Origin of the sequence: Dyadobacter frigoris (assembly GCF_005280585.1) — a bacterium.
In the GTDB taxonomy this organism is placed as follows: Bacteria; Bacteroidota; Bacteroidia; order Cytophagales; family Spirosomataceae; genus Dyadobacter; species Dyadobacter frigoris.
In genome coordinates this window covers 114,926-129,963 of sequence record NZ_SZVO01000014.1, presented here as the reverse complement: position 1 = coordinate 129,963, position 15,038 = coordinate 114,926, and the positions used below count along the sequence as shown (strand labels likewise).

The 15,038-nt window shown below is 38.4% G+C and carries 19 protein-coding genes; 13 read left to right on the top strand and 6 right to left on the bottom strand.

From position 1 onward, the window contains the following. Positions 1 to 497 precede the first annotated feature (497 nt). The 3 genes from FDK13_RS25980 (at position 498) to FDK13_RS25970 (ending at position 2,115) form a co-directional block, all read left to right on the top strand. The gene (locus FDK13_RS25980) at positions 498 to 911 is read left to right on the top strand and encodes a response regulator (protein ID WP_137342936.1); all 414 of its coding nucleotides are present in this window, start codon (positions 498 to 500) and stop codon (positions 909 to 911) included. 103 nt (positions 912 to 1,014) lie between these two features. Next, positions 1,015 to 1,698 carry a VOC family protein gene (locus FDK13_RS25975; protein WP_137342935.1) on the top strand — a complete coding sequence of 228 codons (684 nt, stop codon included), beginning with the start codon at positions 1,015 to 1,017 and terminating at the stop codon, positions 1,696 to 1,698. Positions 1,699 to 1,761: 63 nt separating this feature from the next. Beyond that, positions 1,762 to 2,115, top strand: a complete 354-nt coding sequence (locus FDK13_RS25970; RefSeq protein ID WP_137342934.1) for a hypothetical protein — start codon at positions 1,762 to 1,764, stop codon at positions 2,113 to 2,115. A gap of 59 nt (positions 2,116 to 2,174) precedes the next feature. Here the strand turns inward: FDK13_RS25970 and FDK13_RS25965 are convergent, their stop codons facing one another. After that, positions 2,175 to 2,789, bottom strand: a complete 615-nt coding sequence (locus tag FDK13_RS25965; RefSeq protein ID WP_137342933.1) for a deoxynucleoside kinase — start codon at positions 2,787 to 2,789, stop codon at positions 2,175 to 2,177. Positions 2,790 to 2,994: 205 nt separating this feature from the next. On the opposite strand from FDK13_RS25965, the gene trhO reads away from it, so the two are divergent. Further along, positions 2,995 to 3,978, top strand: a complete 984-nt coding sequence (gene trhO / locus FDK13_RS25960; RefSeq protein ID WP_137342932.1) for an oxygen-dependent tRNA uridine(34) hydroxylase TrhO — start codon at positions 2,995 to 2,997, stop codon at positions 3,976 to 3,978. A gap of 3 nt (positions 3,979 to 3,981) precedes the next feature. Here trhO and FDK13_RS25955 read toward each other — a convergent pair whose 3' ends face one another. After that, entirely contained in the window at positions 3,982 to 4,482 is a 501-nt protein-coding gene (locus FDK13_RS25955; protein WP_137342931.1) for a GNAT family N-acetyltransferase, read from the bottom strand. Between the two features lie 125 nt (positions 4,483 to 4,607). Here FDK13_RS25955 and surE point away from each other — a divergent pair, with 125 nt between their 5' ends. From surE to FDK13_RS25935, 4 genes are read left to right on the top strand one after another with little or no spacing between them, the layout of a single operon-like run. Next, complete coding sequence (surE, locus tag FDK13_RS25950) at positions 4,608 to 5,375, top strand: 5'/3'-nucleotidase SurE (RefSeq protein WP_137342930.1); 768 nt, start codon at positions 4,608 to 4,610, stop codon at positions 5,373 to 5,375. A gap of 20 nt (positions 5,376 to 5,395) precedes the next feature. Next, the gene (locus FDK13_RS25945; RefSeq protein ID WP_137342929.1) at positions 5,396 to 6,976 is read left to right on the top strand and encodes a GH3 family acyl-acid amido synthetase; all 1,581 of its coding nucleotides are present in this window, start codon (positions 5,396 to 5,398) and stop codon (positions 6,974 to 6,976) included. A 54-nt stretch (positions 6,977 to 7,030) separates the two neighbouring features. Further along, complete coding sequence (locus FDK13_RS25940; protein WP_137342928.1) at positions 7,031 to 7,249, top strand: DUF2683 family protein; 219 nt, start codon at positions 7,031 to 7,033, stop codon at positions 7,247 to 7,249. Then, positions 7,225 to 7,497, top strand: a complete 273-nt coding sequence (locus FDK13_RS25935) for a Txe/YoeB family addiction module toxin (protein WP_137342927.1) — start codon at positions 7,225 to 7,227, stop codon at positions 7,495 to 7,497. The genes FDK13_RS25940 and FDK13_RS25935 overlap by 25 nt, the downstream gene beginning before the upstream one ends. Before the next feature lie 69 nt (positions 7,498 to 7,566). Here the strand turns inward: FDK13_RS25935 and FDK13_RS25930 are convergent, their stop codons facing one another. Both FDK13_RS25930 and FDK13_RS25925 read right to left on the bottom strand, forming a co-directional pair. Beyond that, entirely contained in the window at positions 7,567 to 8,181 is a 615-nt protein-coding gene (locus FDK13_RS25930) for a LysE family translocator (RefSeq protein WP_137342926.1), read from the bottom strand. Position 8,182: 1 nt separating this feature from the next. Then, positions 8,183 to 8,737: an NUDIX domain-containing protein gene (locus tag FDK13_RS25925; RefSeq protein WP_137342925.1), complete on the bottom strand. Its 555-nt coding sequence runs from the start codon at positions 8,735 to 8,737 to the stop codon at positions 8,183 to 8,185. A gap of 38 nt (positions 8,738 to 8,775) precedes the next feature. Here FDK13_RS25925 and FDK13_RS25920 point away from each other — a divergent pair, with 38 nt between their 5' ends. The 4 genes from FDK13_RS25920 to FDK13_RS25905 all read left to right on the top strand — a co-directional run bounded on the left by FDK13_RS25920 (position 8,776) and on the right by FDK13_RS25905 (position 12,148). Next, on the top strand, positions 8,776 to 9,789 hold the full coding sequence (locus tag FDK13_RS25920) for a cation diffusion facilitator family transporter (protein WP_137342924.1): 1,014 nt from the start codon (positions 8,776 to 8,778) through the stop codon (positions 9,787 to 9,789). A 36-nt stretch (positions 9,790 to 9,825) separates the two neighbouring features. Further along, positions 9,826 to 10,755, top strand: a complete 930-nt coding sequence (locus tag FDK13_RS25915; protein WP_137342923.1) for a TIM barrel protein — start codon at positions 9,826 to 9,828, stop codon at positions 10,753 to 10,755. A 74-nt stretch (positions 10,756 to 10,829) separates the two neighbouring features. Then, positions 10,830 to 11,222: a transposase gene (locus tag FDK13_RS25910; protein ID WP_220417428.1), complete on the top strand. Its 393-nt coding sequence runs from the start codon at positions 10,830 to 10,832 to the stop codon at positions 11,220 to 11,222. 11 nt (positions 11,223 to 11,233) lie between these two features. Next, a complete protein-coding gene (locus tag FDK13_RS25905; protein WP_137342922.1) occupies positions 11,234 to 12,148 on the top strand; it encodes an IS3 family transposase in 915 nt (304 codons plus the stop codon). A gap of 138 nt (positions 12,149 to 12,286) precedes the next feature. Here the strand turns inward: FDK13_RS25905 and folE are convergent, their stop codons facing one another. Further along, the gene (folE, locus tag FDK13_RS25900; RefSeq protein WP_137342921.1) at positions 12,287 to 12,976 is read right to left on the bottom strand and encodes a GTP cyclohydrolase I FolE; all 690 of its coding nucleotides are present in this window, start codon (positions 12,974 to 12,976) and stop codon (positions 12,287 to 12,289) included. Then, the gene (locus tag FDK13_RS25895; protein ID WP_137342920.1) at positions 12,936 to 13,352 is read right to left on the bottom strand and encodes a 6-pyruvoyl trahydropterin synthase family protein; all 417 of its coding nucleotides are present in this window, start codon (positions 13,350 to 13,352) and stop codon (positions 12,936 to 12,938) included. Before FDK13_RS25895 ends, folE begins: the two co-directional genes overlap by 41 nt. 300 nt (positions 13,353 to 13,652) lie before the next feature. Here FDK13_RS25895 and FDK13_RS25890 point away from each other — a divergent pair, with 300 nt between their 5' ends. Next, on the top strand, positions 13,653 to 15,011 hold the full coding sequence (locus FDK13_RS25890; protein WP_137342919.1) for a Gfo/Idh/MocA family protein: 1,359 nt from the start codon (positions 13,653 to 13,655) through the stop codon (positions 15,009 to 15,011). Positions 15,012 to 15,038: the final 27 nt, after the last annotated feature.

The following is a 15,038-nucleotide window of genomic DNA, read 5'->3' as shown; positions in this document are numbered from 1 at the left end:
ATCATTCTCCAAGAATTATTAATGAAATAAAATGTAAAATTTGGATACATTAATTTCTATGCAAAACCTTAAAACAATTTATCTCGCCGATAACGACGCTGATGACAGGTTTTTCTTATCAACGAAGCGATCAGAGAAGTGCATCCGGAAATTACAGTGATTGAAGCCGAAAACCTCTTCCGACTCTTCCTTTGCGAAGCTTACCTATGAAGCAGGAATCAGCATTTATTTAACAAAACCGGATTCTGTTGAGGCATTTATTGATTTGATCCAACAGCTTACAAATCAGTTTTTGTGATAGTCTCGCGTGGCTACAATAATTTCAGCAGAAAGGTTTCACTCAATTATTACATTTTCGTAGTATAAAATGACTAAAATTAGGAAATTTAACAAAATGTAAAAATAGTATTTTTCTTACCTTTGGGAAATGCAAGAAACCATATAGCATATATCACTTGCAGAAAACAAGAGTTAGAATAACCATAGATTTCAATTTAATGAAACATTCCAAAATAATTTACGTAGCAGACGATGATGAAGACGACCGCTTGTTTATATCCGATGCTATCCGTGACCTCAATCCTGAAATTAAAATAATTGAAGTTGCCGACGGAATGGATTTATTAAACCTGATTCAATCTGAAAGTATTTCAGACTCGTCAATTCTTGTAATTCTGGATATGAATATGCCAAAAGTTACTGGTTTGGAAGCTCTGGAAGCCATCCGTGCCAACGATCTGATCAAACATATTCCTACGGTGATGATCTCCACTTCCTCGGACTCTGAATTAATTCAGAGAGCGTACCAGGCGGGTATTAATGCTTTTATCAAAAAACCGAACACCATGGACGGTTTCATTAAAATTGCAGAAGCATTACAGACTTGTTTTTTTGATCATCAGCGTTTTTAACGCAAATTGATCTCGTTGGCAGGAACTATATTTACGTACAATTTCTTTTTTAATGACTAATGGAATGGGCCGAAGCTCATTCCCGTTTAACTGAGATGTTGTCATGAAAATAAAAGAATTACACCTGCTTACCAATAATCTTAATAAAACCGAAGCATTTTATAACGAGCTTTTAGGTATTCCAATCAGTAAGAAAACGGAAACAGAACTCCAATTTCAAATAGGTAACACTGCGCTCAATTTTATACTTTCCCAAGTTACCGAACCTGTTTATCACATAGCTTTCGAAATTCCAAACAATAAACTTCCCGAAGCTTTTGACTGGCTTTCAGAAAAAGTTTCGATCCTTCCGGTCACTCCGGAAAGCAAAATTGCTGATATAAAATTGTGGAACGCAAAATCGATCTATTTTTATGACAATAATGAAAATCTGCTCGAATTAATTTGCCGTTATGACCTTGAAAACCAGTCTGAAAAAACATTCGACGCTTCATCCATTATTGCAGTTAGTGAAATTGGTTTAGTCACAAATGACGTAGTGGCCCTTACAAAAACAATCACGGAAAAATACCAGCTTGCTGTATTTCAGAAACAACCCGCTCAGGAAAATTTTACGGCAATTGGTGATGAAGAAGGATTGCTTGTCATTGTAAATGAAAACAGAAACTGGTTTCCAACCAATGTGAAAGCGAATAGTTTTTGGTCGAAAGTAATCATTGAGACTACGGATAATTCTTTACACGAAATTTTTACGGGCAAATTATTATTAGCACCCAATGTAAATTAACCACAGCAATAAAATTGTAACGAAACTGCAAAGCCGTACTTTGCGGTAAAATCAGGAAGAATAATGACAAACGACAACGCTTACAACGACGCATACGACTACGAAACATTTATCCGCCGGGCTTTTAAAAATGTGACATCGGAAGGAAAAAATGGCGAACATGGCGTTCAGATGACCAATTTAATCGATATTGAAGAGGGAAAAGATTTGAGCAAACTGGTTTCTTCCAACGTAAAACAACTGGATAAGGTAAAGGGCTTTATTGCAAAAGCTATAAGCAAATTTCTTAAAATGAGTCTGGACAAAAAAGAGAAGTTTGAATTTTTATCCATGAAATCCGATTTGGAAAAAGCAACTTCTTCAACAGATCTGATCGCTATTGTGGCAAGAGGCTTAATTATAACGGATCGCTTCTAAAATCAAATACTAACAGGAATCGTCGACGTTGCGTGCGTTCCTGTTAGCGTTTTAATTTTCTAAACGTAGAATAATTCTTTATTTAATGCCGTAACAATGGTGTTAAAATCTTCTGGCTTCGAGGCAAAATCCATATTGTTTACATCAATAGTAAGCAACCGTCCGTGGTCATAATTCAGGCTAAAATCTTCATAATAACGGTTCAGGTTGCTCAAATATTCTTCTGAAATATCGGCTTCAAATTCACGTCCTCTTTTCTTGATCTGGGAAACCAGCTTTGGAATATCAGCTTTGAGATAAATTAAAAGATCCGGCTGGGAAACTGTCTTCATGATCGACTCAAATAATAATAAATAACTTTTGTAATCACGTTCGGTCATAATTTTAGAGTCGTGTAAATTACGTGCGAAAACAAAAGCATCTTCATAAATCGTCCGGTCCTGAATGATCGTGGCATAGGTCGTAGACCGGATCGTCTGAACCTGGGCAAAGCGGTTGTTCAGGAAGTATATTTGCAGATTAAACGCCCATCTTTCCATATCTTCATAGAAATCAGCCAGATACGGATTTCCTTCAACGGCTTCATACATGACTTCCCAGCCATAATGTTCACCTAACATCTGTGTCAGCGTTGTTTTTCCCGCGCCGATATTTCCGATTATCGCGATGTGCATTGAATTAAAATTTTAGTAAGTAAATGAATATGTGATGCAACAAGTGGCACAAAAATATGGATTTGAACGTTAAATGAAAGACTGACGAAAGTTAGTTTTTTCCATTTCGGATAAAGTTTGGATATTCGTATATTTGCAGTCGATTTTAAGGGTTAGCGTTTTTATCAATCGCTGCTACCCCATTCAGTCCTTGAAAATTAGATTAATGAAGCCTTTTCGTGTAATACTCTATTATTTTTATGCTCACATCGAAAATACGGAAACGTATCGCGATGAGCACCATTTGTTTTGTGTGGAAAACAATCTTCTGGGAAGAATTATCATAGCTCCGGAAGGCCTTAACGGAACCGTTTCCGGAACGCCTGAAAATTGTGAAGCATACATGAATTACATCCGCTCGGACGAAAGATTTAAAGATGTTCAGTTTAAAGTGGATGATCATGATGAAATTGCTTTCCAAAAATTACATGTACGTGTAAAAGATGAGATCGTTAATTCCGATCTTCATGTTAATCCGCTTGTACGTACCGGAAAACATCTGGAACCTTCCGAATTGAAATCCATGATGCAGGATCCCGACGTGGTTCTTGTAGATATGCGTTCTGACTACGAACATGAAGTTGGAAAATTCAAAGGTGCTATCACTTTTGATATGCACAATCTACGTGAATTACCTGATCATATTCACGAAATTGAGCATTTGAAAGATAAGAAAATTGTAACTTATTGCACAGGTGGCATCAAATGTGAAAAAGCAAGTGCCTATCTTTTGGAAAAAGGATTCACTGATGTTTACCAGCTTCACGGTGGAATAATACGTTATGGGCTCGAAGAAGGAGGTGAAGATTTTGATGGGAAATGTTATGTTTTTGACAACCGCATAACCGTTGATGTAAATCAGGTAAATCCGACCGTTATTTCAAGATGTTACATTTGCAACGATCCATGTGACAGGATGATCAACTGCGCCAACGCTGAATGTAACACGCACGTACCAGTTTGCCGCAAATGCGGTGAAGACATGGAAGGTACCTGTTCAGCCGGGTGCAAGGAGCATCCAAATAAAAGAGTTTATGACGGAACTGGTTATTATGTCAGCAATAGCAACCACTACAATCCGCTGCAAGGCATGAAGAGTCTGAAAAAAACACTCAAAAAATTGAAGCTTGCAGCGAAAGAGCAGGCCTGATCGTTATTGTTCCAATTGTTTCTCCATGATGAAATCATTCATCCAGTAAGGACCAATTGGAACATCAACTTCTTTTGTAACATTGAAATCCATTCGCTCGTAAAATGACCTGGCTTTATTATACCGGTTCACATTCAGCGCAAGTTTTTTTCCACCCAGCGATCTGACATAATTTTCTACCTCGGTCAGTAAAAATTTTCCGGCTCCCGTTCCCTGTGTTGTTGGAAGTACATAAATCTTGTGTAACTTGAAATATCCGGGTTCTTCCTCCGATATTGCAGCGAAACCTTCGGGATCTTCTGCATTGAATAAAAGCATAAATTGTTGTCCACCCTGTGTCATTTGATTTTCCAGCGCATTTTTAGAATATATTTTTTCGAACATATAATCTATTTGCTCTTTGGTAAGGATTTCACGGTAAGTCGGTTCCCACGTTTTTTCCTGAATTTGGATCACGACGGGTATGTCGGCAAGAGTAGCATGCTTTATTGAGAATGAAGGCATATTCCTTAAATTTGATTTTTTAAAGTAAAATTGAATCCTGTTGACCACAAAAATAATTAATTTTCATCGACAAAGTTCCTTGAATTTCTGTGGATATAAAGCTGAGTAAAATTTTGAATTAATATATGAAACCACTTATTTTAGTTACAAATGATGACGGAATAACATCGTTAGGAATTCGCACATTGGTTAACGTCATGAAAACCATTGGCGATGTCATCGTTGTAGCGCCGAATAGTCCGCAATCCGGAATGGGCCACGCCATCACAATTGGTGAACCATTGCGATTATATGAAACGCATATCTTTGAAGATGTTGTAGAATACGAATGCTCAGGAACACCGGCAGACTGTGTTAAACTGGCGAAAAACTATGTATTACAAGACAGAAAACCTGATTTAATTGTAAGCGGAATAAATCACGGAAGTAACAGTTCTATCAGTGTACTTTACTCCGGAACCATGTCCGCAGCCATTGAAGGCGCTATTGAAGGAATTCCGGCGATTGGTTTTTCATTGTGTGATTACAGAGAGGATGCTGATTTTAGTCATGGCATACCCTTTATAAAATCCATCACTGAATCTGCGTTAAAACATGGTATACCAAAGGGCATAGCACTGAACGTTAATATTCCTGTAAAGTCTGATGATGCGATAAAAGGTGTGAAAGTTTGCCGCCAGGCACATGCAAAATGGCAGGAAAAATTTGATCACCGCGTTGATCCAAACGGTCGTGGTTATCTTTGGATGGCAGGCAAGTTTGTCAACTTTGATACAGAAAAAGAAGATACAGATGTTTGGGCATTGGACAATAATTACATTTCCGTTGTACCTTGTCAATATGATTTAACCGGGTATAAAGCTTTGAAAGAGCTTGAAACCTGGAATTTATAACCCACGTTAGAAAATCAGCTATGGCCATTGTAGGAAGTTTGCTAAAAAGAGGAATCCGGTTGAGTAACATCGTTGCTAACAGGAAGAAGGCAACCATTCATCAGCAGCAGAAAAAGACATTAGCAAAACTTTTGGCGAAGGCCAGGTATACCGAGTTTGGTGAAAAATACAATTTTGATGAATTGTTATCGTCCATCTTGTTTGGCAACAAAGGTGCCTTTTATGAACAGTACAAAAAATCAGTTCCGGTTTATGATTATAACGCCATTTTTAAAGAATGGTGGCACCGTTCACTGGACGGAGAAAAAGACATTTGCTGGCCCGGAAGCATTAAATATTATGCACTAAGTTCTGGGACTTCGGAAGCTGCTACCAAGCATATTCCGGTAACAAAGGCAATGTCAAAAGCCATTCAGAAAACCAGTATCCGACAAATATTATCGCTCGGGAGTTATAAAGACCTGCCGGACGATTTATATGAAAAAGGATTTTTGATGTTGGGCGGAAGTACAAACCTTAACAATCAGGACTCTCATTACGAAGGTGATTTGAGTGGAATAACAGCCAGCCAGATCCCTGCCTGGTTTCGTCCCTATTACAAACCGGGCGAAAAAATTGCTTCTGAAAAAGACTGGGGATTAAAACTTGAAGAAATAACACTCAAAGCGCATGAATGGGATATCGGTTTTATTGTAGGCGTACCGGCCTGGATTCAGCTTTTGATGGAAAAGATCATTGCCCATTACAAAGTAAAAACAATCCACGATATCTGGCCAAATCTTCAGGTGTTTGCCCATGGCGGAGTTTCTTTTGAACCTTATCGTAAAGGCTTTGAAAAATTGCTTGCCAGGCCGTTAATTTATATTAATACTTATTTGGCGTCGGAAGGCTTTATCGCCTACCAAAATCGTCCGGGTGCCGCCGGAATGGCACTGGTTTTGGACAATGGAATTTTCTTCGAATTTGTTCCTTTCAATGAAAAGAATTTTGATTCGGAGGGTACCATAGTCGCTTCACCAGAAACACTGATGGTCGACCAGGTTGAAGAAGGAAAGGAATATGCACTCTTAATCTCAACTTGCTCAGGTGCATGGCGTTACCTGATTGGCGATACTGTAAAATTTGTTGATAAAGTCAAGGCAGAAATTGTCATCACAGGCCGCACGAAGCATTATTTAAGCTTATGCGGAGAGCATCTTTCAGTTGATAATATGAATAAAGCGGTTGATTTAATTTCTGATGAATTAGGTCTGACTGTTAAGGAATTTACTGTTTGCGGTGTTGAACACGATTCGTTATTTGCACATCACTGGTATATAGGCGTGGATGAAAATAATGTTGATCCTGAGATTTTGAAAACCAAAATCGATGCAAAACTTGCTGAATTAAATGACGATTATGCTGTGGAACGCAAGCACGCTCTGAAAGATATTTTCGTTACTGTACTTCCCAATAAGGCTTTTTATGGCTGGATGGAATCAAAAGGAAAGATGGGCGGGCAAAACAAATTCCCACGCGTTTTGAAAAACTTTTTGGTTGAAGATTGGAAAGAATATTTGAAGAATAATGGGTATGTTGTTGATGAGGTTTTTTCGAAATAGTGATTTATTTCATTCAAATTGTTAATTTTAAATTGAAATTAATTCTGAAACACTATGACAACACTTACTATTGAAACTGAGGATCCACAAATCATTAAAGCCGTTAAGGCATTATTGAAGGGATTTGAAGTAAATTACAAGGAGGATTCAGACAGTCCTTATGATCCGAAATTTGTAGAAAAAATAAGAAAAAGTGAGCAACAAATAAAGGAGGGAAAGACCGTAAAATTTGAATCAGGAACAAATTTATGGGATCTGGCCACTACCAAATAGAATTTTCAGATATCGCTATTGAAGATCTTCGCTATTGGAAGAAATCAGGTCAGAAAAATCTGTTAAAGAAAATAGAGCAGTTAATTCAAGCAATTAGTGATGATCCGTTAACTGGAATTGGAAAACCTGAACCTCTCAAACATGCTCTGTCGGGGAAATATTCGAGGCGCATAAATCAGGAACATCGAATTATTTACAGGTTGGATGATGATATTGTTTATATCCTTTCACTTAAAGGTCATTATTGATTTAAACATAAAAAACGGTCAGGATTCAAATTCTGACCGTTTTTTTGCGTTTAAAAAGTAACTCCCCTCCTACTTCAAAAAATTACTATAACCAATCTGGCAGGCAATCAAAATAAAAACAACGCCTGTAACCTTATTAAAAATCAATACCACTTTCGGTGTGAAAACCCTTTTCAACTTATCTGCAAAAATCGCGATCGAACTTTCCACAAGGAAAACAGCAATTACACTCGCCGAAAAGAATAACAAAACCTGATGGAAATTGTAATGTAAAGTCGAGCGGATGTAGGAAGCTATTGTCACCCAGCTGATAAAATTCACGGGATTCAATGCATTTAACAAAAAACCGGTTGTAAAATAATACAATAAATTACCGAATCTTGTTTTTGGATAAGCAACCTTCGGCTGGCCTTTCACGAGATTTGAAATACCTAAAATCAACAAGAAAAGAACGCCGGCACCGGCCATGTACTTTTGAAAATTGTGGATATCAGGCAATAATCCGGTTCCGAAAATCGCAAAAAAAACAAAAATGGCATCAGAAATAAAAACACCAAAAGCGATTTTGATTCCGGTCCGGTAGCCATTATCGACACTATTTTGAATCAAGGAAAAAAACACGGTACCAAAAGTCAGGCACAATCCTATACCCGTCAGGATACCGTAAAATAAAGCTCCAATCATATTAAATACCTTTCAGCCGCGCGGCCATTAAAATTCCGGCGATTGAAATGGAATCGGTAATTTCCGAACGCATCACCATTTCCACGGCTTCCGACAAGTGAATCTTTTTCACCTGTAACTCTTCTGTTTCCTCAGGCTCTGCTTCACTCTGGCTTAACCCTTCGGCTAAAAAAAGATAACCTTCTTCATCCGTAGCAGAATTCGACGTATGAATCCGTGACAATTTTGTCCAGTTACTGGCCAGCAAACCGGTTTCCTCTTTTAGTTCTCTTTTGGCCGCATCCAGAACGTCTTCATCAAACGGTCCGCCACCTTCCGGAATCTCCCAGGAATATTCATTTAAAGTATACCGAAACTGACCAACAAGGTAAATATTTCCGTTTTCGTCAATAGGAATGATGCCCAGTGCTTTATTTTTAAATTTTACGACACCATAAATTCCATCTTTTCCGGCAGGGTTAATCACTTCACGGTGACTGATTTCCAGCCACGCATTCTCATACACCGTCTTGGAAGAAAGCGTCTTCCAATTATTTTCTGTGGTTATTCCCCGCATTTTCTTAGTATTTTTGGTCTCTGAAATATTAATCTCTGATGCAAATAAACCAAAATAAGCGTAAACAACGTCTCATCCTGCTCTCTTTTGTAGCAAGTATTATCCTGACGGGGTTAAAGTTTTTTGCATATTACCTCACAGATTCCAATGCAATCCTGAGCGACGCCCTTGAATCCATCATCAACGTTATCGCAAGTGGTTTCGCTTTTTACAGTATATATCTTTCCGCACAGCCAAAGGATAGAAACCATCCTTATGGCCATGGGAAAATCGAATTTTTTTCCGCCGGTTTTGAAGGCGCATTAATCGTTATCGCTTCGCTGTTTATCATTATTGAAGCCGTAAAAAGAATAATGGAACCCGCTCCCATCCAGAATTTGGCGCAGGGAGCCATTTTTATAATCATTACGATCATCGTCAATATGTTGATCGGCTATAAACTTGTTGAAGAAGGAAAAAAATCAAATTCCCTAGCACTAACCGCAGATGGACAACATTTGTTGTCTGATAGTGTGAGCAGTGTTGTTCTTATTATCAGTGTAGGGTTAATCATGCTGACGGGGCAAATCTGGATTGACAGTGCGGCTTCTTTATTATTCGGATTATTTTTAGCTTACAACGGATTTCAGCTGGTAAGTAAATCCGTAGCTGGGTTAATGGATGCAACCGATGAAAGTTTGCTTGAAAAGATTGTGCAATCTATTTCAGAAAATAAAAAAGATCATTGGGTTGATGTGCATAATTTACGCGTTCAGCAATATGGTTCAGATCTGCATATTGACTGTCATCTTACTTTGCCTTACTATTGGGAGTTACAAAAAGCACACGAAGCAATTCATGAATTTGAAAATATTCTAAAAGAAAACCATACCGGAGAAACCGAGATTTTTGTTCACGCAGATCCATGTCTTCCGAAGTGCTGTTATTTCTGCAAAATGAACAACTGCCCTGTAAGACAATACGATTTTGTGCAAGATATTGACTGGGATGCTGCGAATCTTGTCAAAAATCAGAAACTTTATGAAGATGCGAGCCTTAAATTGAATGTATAATTTTTCTATATCTTAAATCTAAATTCTAACCAGGAAATGACTTTTTCAAGACGCGATTTCTTAAAGAAAGCAGGCGCAACTGCGCTGATGGCTACTACCCTGACAGACCTTTTGGCGGAATCCGCTGCTAAAAAAATGTTCTTTGATATTTCCCTGGCTGAATGGTCACTTCACAAGGAATTGTTTGCCAAGACAATTACCAATATGGATTTCCCTGAACTGGCAAAAAAAGAATTCGGGATTTCAATTGTTGAGTACGTAAACCAGTTTTTCAAGGACAAAGCAGAAGACAAAACGTATTTGAACGAGCTTTTACAAAGATGTAAAGATAATGGCGTTACCAATAACCTGATCATGATCGACGGTGAAGGCGGACTTGGAGAATTGGATGCTGCTGTAAGAAATAAAGCAGTTGAAAACCATTACAAATGGGTTGAATGCGCAAAATATCTGGGTTGCAAAACCATTCGTGTGAATGCGTTTGGAAAAGGAAGCAATGAAGAAATTGCGAAAGCTGCTGTGGAAGGACTTGGTAAATTGGGTGAATTCGCTAAGAAAACCGGAATCAATGTAATCGTTGAAAACCATGGTGGTTCGTCTTCGAATGGTCAGTGGTTATCTGGTGTGATGAAACAGGTTAACATGAAAAATGTTGGAACGCTACCCGATTTTGGTAATTTCTGTATCAAAAGAAAAGCGGGAAGTTTCGAATGCGAAGAATCGTATGACCGTTATCAGGGAACAAAAGAATTGATGCCCTTCGCAAAAGGCGTAAGTGCAAAAACTTATGATTTTGACGAAAAAGGAAATTGTATCGAAACTGATTATATCAAAATCCTTAAAATCGTAAAAGATAGCGGTTTCAGAGGAATTGCGGGTATTGAATACGAAGGAAGCAAACTTTCTGAACGTGAAGGAATTAAAGCGACAAAGGCTCTTTTGGAAAGAGTTGGACCGACTATTTAATTGTTAATGGTTAAGTGTTAATGGTAAATGATTGTGATTGCCTAAAATAGGTTGCCCTGAAAGGGCAACTAAACATGAGCAATTCAAAATCAAAATCTGTAAAAAGTATAAAACTAAATATTCGTCAGAGACGAGTGTTTAGTGAACAGTTCAAACGCGAAAAGGTAGCGCAAATTTCAGCCGGTGAAATTAGTATTCTGTCTTTATCTAAATTGTGGAATGTTAGCATGAATAGTATTTATAAATGGGTTTATAAGTATTCTCCAGACCACAAAAAAGGAACAACGATGGTTGTACAGAAAGACAGCGAAGCTACTAAACTTTACGAATTGCAACAGAAAATAGCCGAATTAGAGCGTGCAATTGGCCAGAAACAGATGGTTATCGACTACCAGGATAAACTCATCGAGATAGCTTCACGAGAGCTAGAAATCGACATTAAAAAAAATTTCAATCCTGGACTTTAGAGAACTTTCGGATGAACTTAGGCGCACATACATACCAAATGAATGCTTTATACCGGCATTGCCGAATCAGCAAACAGGGACATTACAAGTCGGTGCAACATGAAATCCAGTGGCTGCGCCTGGAAGAGCTTGTTGTTGGCTTGATCATGCAGGTAAGGGAAGTACATCCGGCCATGGGCATTAAGACTATATATGAACTTTGCCAGCCCGAAGGTTTAGGCCGGGATGCCTTTATCAACATTGGAATGTATTATGGTTTGAGAGTAAAAGTGTTCCGAAATAAGACCAGAACGACCTTTTCCAGCCCATACAGCCGTTATCAGAACCTGCTGGCAGACAAAAAACTTGATAATATCAACCAGTTATGGACCAGCGACCTGACTTATTTTAAAGTTGCCGATAAGGACTTTTACATAGTATTTATCATGGACGTTTATTCTAGATTGATCGTGGGTTATTCCGTCGCAGACAACATGAGGGCAGAAAACAATGTCACTGCTCTTAAAATGGCCTTGAAAACAAGGGGCATAAAAAACTATAAAGACAAACTTATCCACCATTCCGACAGAGGCGGGCAATACATCAGCGATGATTATACTAAACTGTTAAAAGAATATAAAATCAGCATCAGTATGTGCAACGTTGTTTATGAGAATGCGCACATTGAAAGGGTAAACGGGACTATTAAAAACCAGTATCTGATTCATTGGAATATTACAAGCTTTCAGCAACTTCAAACTGAAGTGAAAAGGGCTGTTGAAACTTACAACAAACAAAGGCCACATTCGGCTCTTGACGGACGAACACCTGTCGCGTTTGAACAAAATATCAAAGAACTTAAAGACTCTGAAAGGTCTAAACTAACAATATGGACTGCGTCAGAATCTAAAAACCACAATCCAGATCAATGTATAATACAATTTTAAACTTTATTCATAAATTTAAACTGAAGGCAACCTATTTTAGGCAATCACAGATAATAGCCTGATTCATCTCAATAGATGGATCAGGCTATTATTTTAGAGCGAATAAATCAAGGAGCCCCATTAATAATTAACCATTAATTACATTCCCAAATAAGCCAGAAATTCCTTTCTCGTAGCTTCCTGTTCAAATTTCCCTCCGTAGTATGCCGTAACTGTTGAGCTGCCCGCGTCACGAACGCCTCTTGATTGTACGCACATGTGTTTTGCATCAATCACTACTGCTACATCCTCCGTTTGCAAAGCCTGTTTTAATTCATTTGCAATCTGAACTGTTAATCTTTCCTGGACTTGCGGACGTTTTGAGAAATATTCTACGATCCTATTCAGTTTTGATAAACCAATCACTTTTCCGCTGGAAATATATGCGATATGCGCTTTTCCGTAAATAGGAACAAAGTGATGTTCACAATTTGAAAAAACGGAAATATCTTTTTCTACAAGCATTTGATCATACTTGTATTTATTGTCAAATAAGGCAACTTTCGGCTTGTTTTTAGGATCCAGGCCGCTAAAAACTTCCTTAATATACATTTTTGCAACACGTTTTGGAGTTCCCTTCAAACTATCGTCTGTAAGGTCCAAGCCCATGATTTCCATGATATGGCGAAAATGTTTTTCAATCAGTTCAATCTTCACATCATCCTCCAAGGCAAAAGCATCGGGACGCATAGGCGTTTCAATAGAAGAAAAAAGATGCTCATCGCCAATTTCCTCAACATCAAAATTGTCAATCGACCGGGTATTCAACAAAGTTTCGTTCTGTTTCATATAATCTAATTTTCAGAGCAAGCTCTGCATCAATTTTTGGTCTGAGAATATCGTAAATAACGACCGCAATATTCTCGGCGGATGGATTTAAATTTCTGAATTCTTCAATATCAAGGTTCAGGTTTTTATGGTCGAAACGATCAAGTACGTTATCCTTTATAATAGAACTCAGCACTTTCATATCAATCACAAAACCAGTCTCCTTATTCAATTCGCCTATTACCTGAATGATAAGTTCGTAATTATGACCATGAAAATTCGGATTATTACACTTGCCAAAAACCTCCTCATTCTTCTCTTCCGACCATGCAGGATTATGAAGACGATGAGCCGCATTGAAGTGTTCTTTACGAAACACAGCCACTTTATGAGCCATATTATAAGATAATGTTAAACAAAAAATGCCTTAAATGTCGTAACAAAGTATGTGTCCAACACACTTAAAGCCGTAGGGCCGGATCGTCTCTGCCCATCGGAGTATAACTATCATTGTGAACACGATATTAATTTAAATTGTTCACATTTGATCACTATTATTGAGAAAGATTCTGAACATTGCCACCATTCTAATAATTTTTAATTAATAAAAAAATTTAAAATATATTGTAATTGGTCGTATCTTGCGCGGTTACAGTACTAATACCTGAACCTTATAAAATTTTCCTTAAGCTTTCTTATGGATAGACGAAATTTTCTTCAAAAAGCAACATTAGCCGGTTCCGCAACCGGAATTTTACCATCCATACTTCTGAACAAAGAAACGGAACCAGCGAGGGATAAAGTTAGAATTGGTTTTATTGGCGTAGGTCTTCGCGGTCGCAATCATTTGCAGCAGGCATTGTTCCGTCCGGATGTGGAAGTGAATGCGATTTGTGACATTGATTCCAATTCGGTAAAAGGGGCGCTTGATCTTGTTAAGAAAGCGGGCAAAAAAGAGCCTGCGGTTTATTCCAAGGGAGATGAAGATTTCCTCAATATGGTTAAACGGGATGATCTTGATGCCATCTTAATCGCTACGCCCTGGCAGTGGCACGTTCCGATGGCAATTGCCGCTATGAAAGCTGGTAAATATGCAGCTGTGGAAGTTTCCGCTACTGTGACTTTGCAGGAATCGTGGGATCTGGTTGATACTTTTGAAAAAACAGGTTCTCATTGCATGATCCTGGAAAATGTTTGCTACCGTCGTGATGTAATGGCGATTCTAAAAATGATCCGTGAAGGAATGTTTGGTGAAATGACCTACGCACATTGCGGCTATCAGCATGATTTACGAGGGATCAAATTCAACAACGGAACCAGCAATGAAGGTACTGGTGTAGAATTTGGAGAAAAAGGATTTTCAGAAGCGAAGTGGCGTACACAGCATTCCGTTGACCGCAATGGTGATATTTATCCAACACATGGATTAGGTCCGGTGGCGCACTGGATGAATATTAATCGTGGAAATAAATTTAATTACCTGACTTCTACGGCAACGAAACCGCTGGGGCTGCACAAATATGTGGTTGATCACGGTGGAAAAGATCATCCGAATGCGAAAGTAAATTTCAAACTTGGTGATGTCGTAACTACTGTGATTCAGTGTCATAATGGAGAAAATATTGTCATCATTCACGATACAAACTCCCCACGCCCCTATTCACTGGGTTTCAGAGCGCAGGGAACTGAGGGAATCTGGATGAACGACGGTCACACGATTTATCTTGAAGATGTCTCGCCAAAGAAACATGAAGCTGAACCGGATGCTCCCTATTTGAAAAAATATGACCACCCGCTTTGGACAAAATACGAGAAAGAAGCAGAAAATGCAGGTCATGGCGGAATCGACTATTTTGTTTTCCGTGGTTTTATCGAAGCTGTAAAAAGAAAAGTCGCTCCGCCAATCGATGTTTACGATGCAGCCGTCTGGAGCGCGATCAGTCCGCTTTCTGAATTATCAATCGCAAGAGGAAGCTCACCGGTTGAAATCCCTGATTTCACAAGAGGAAAATGGAAAACCAATAAGCCAATTTTCGGCCTCAATGACGAATTCTAAAATTTGCAAATAACAGTTCAATTATAA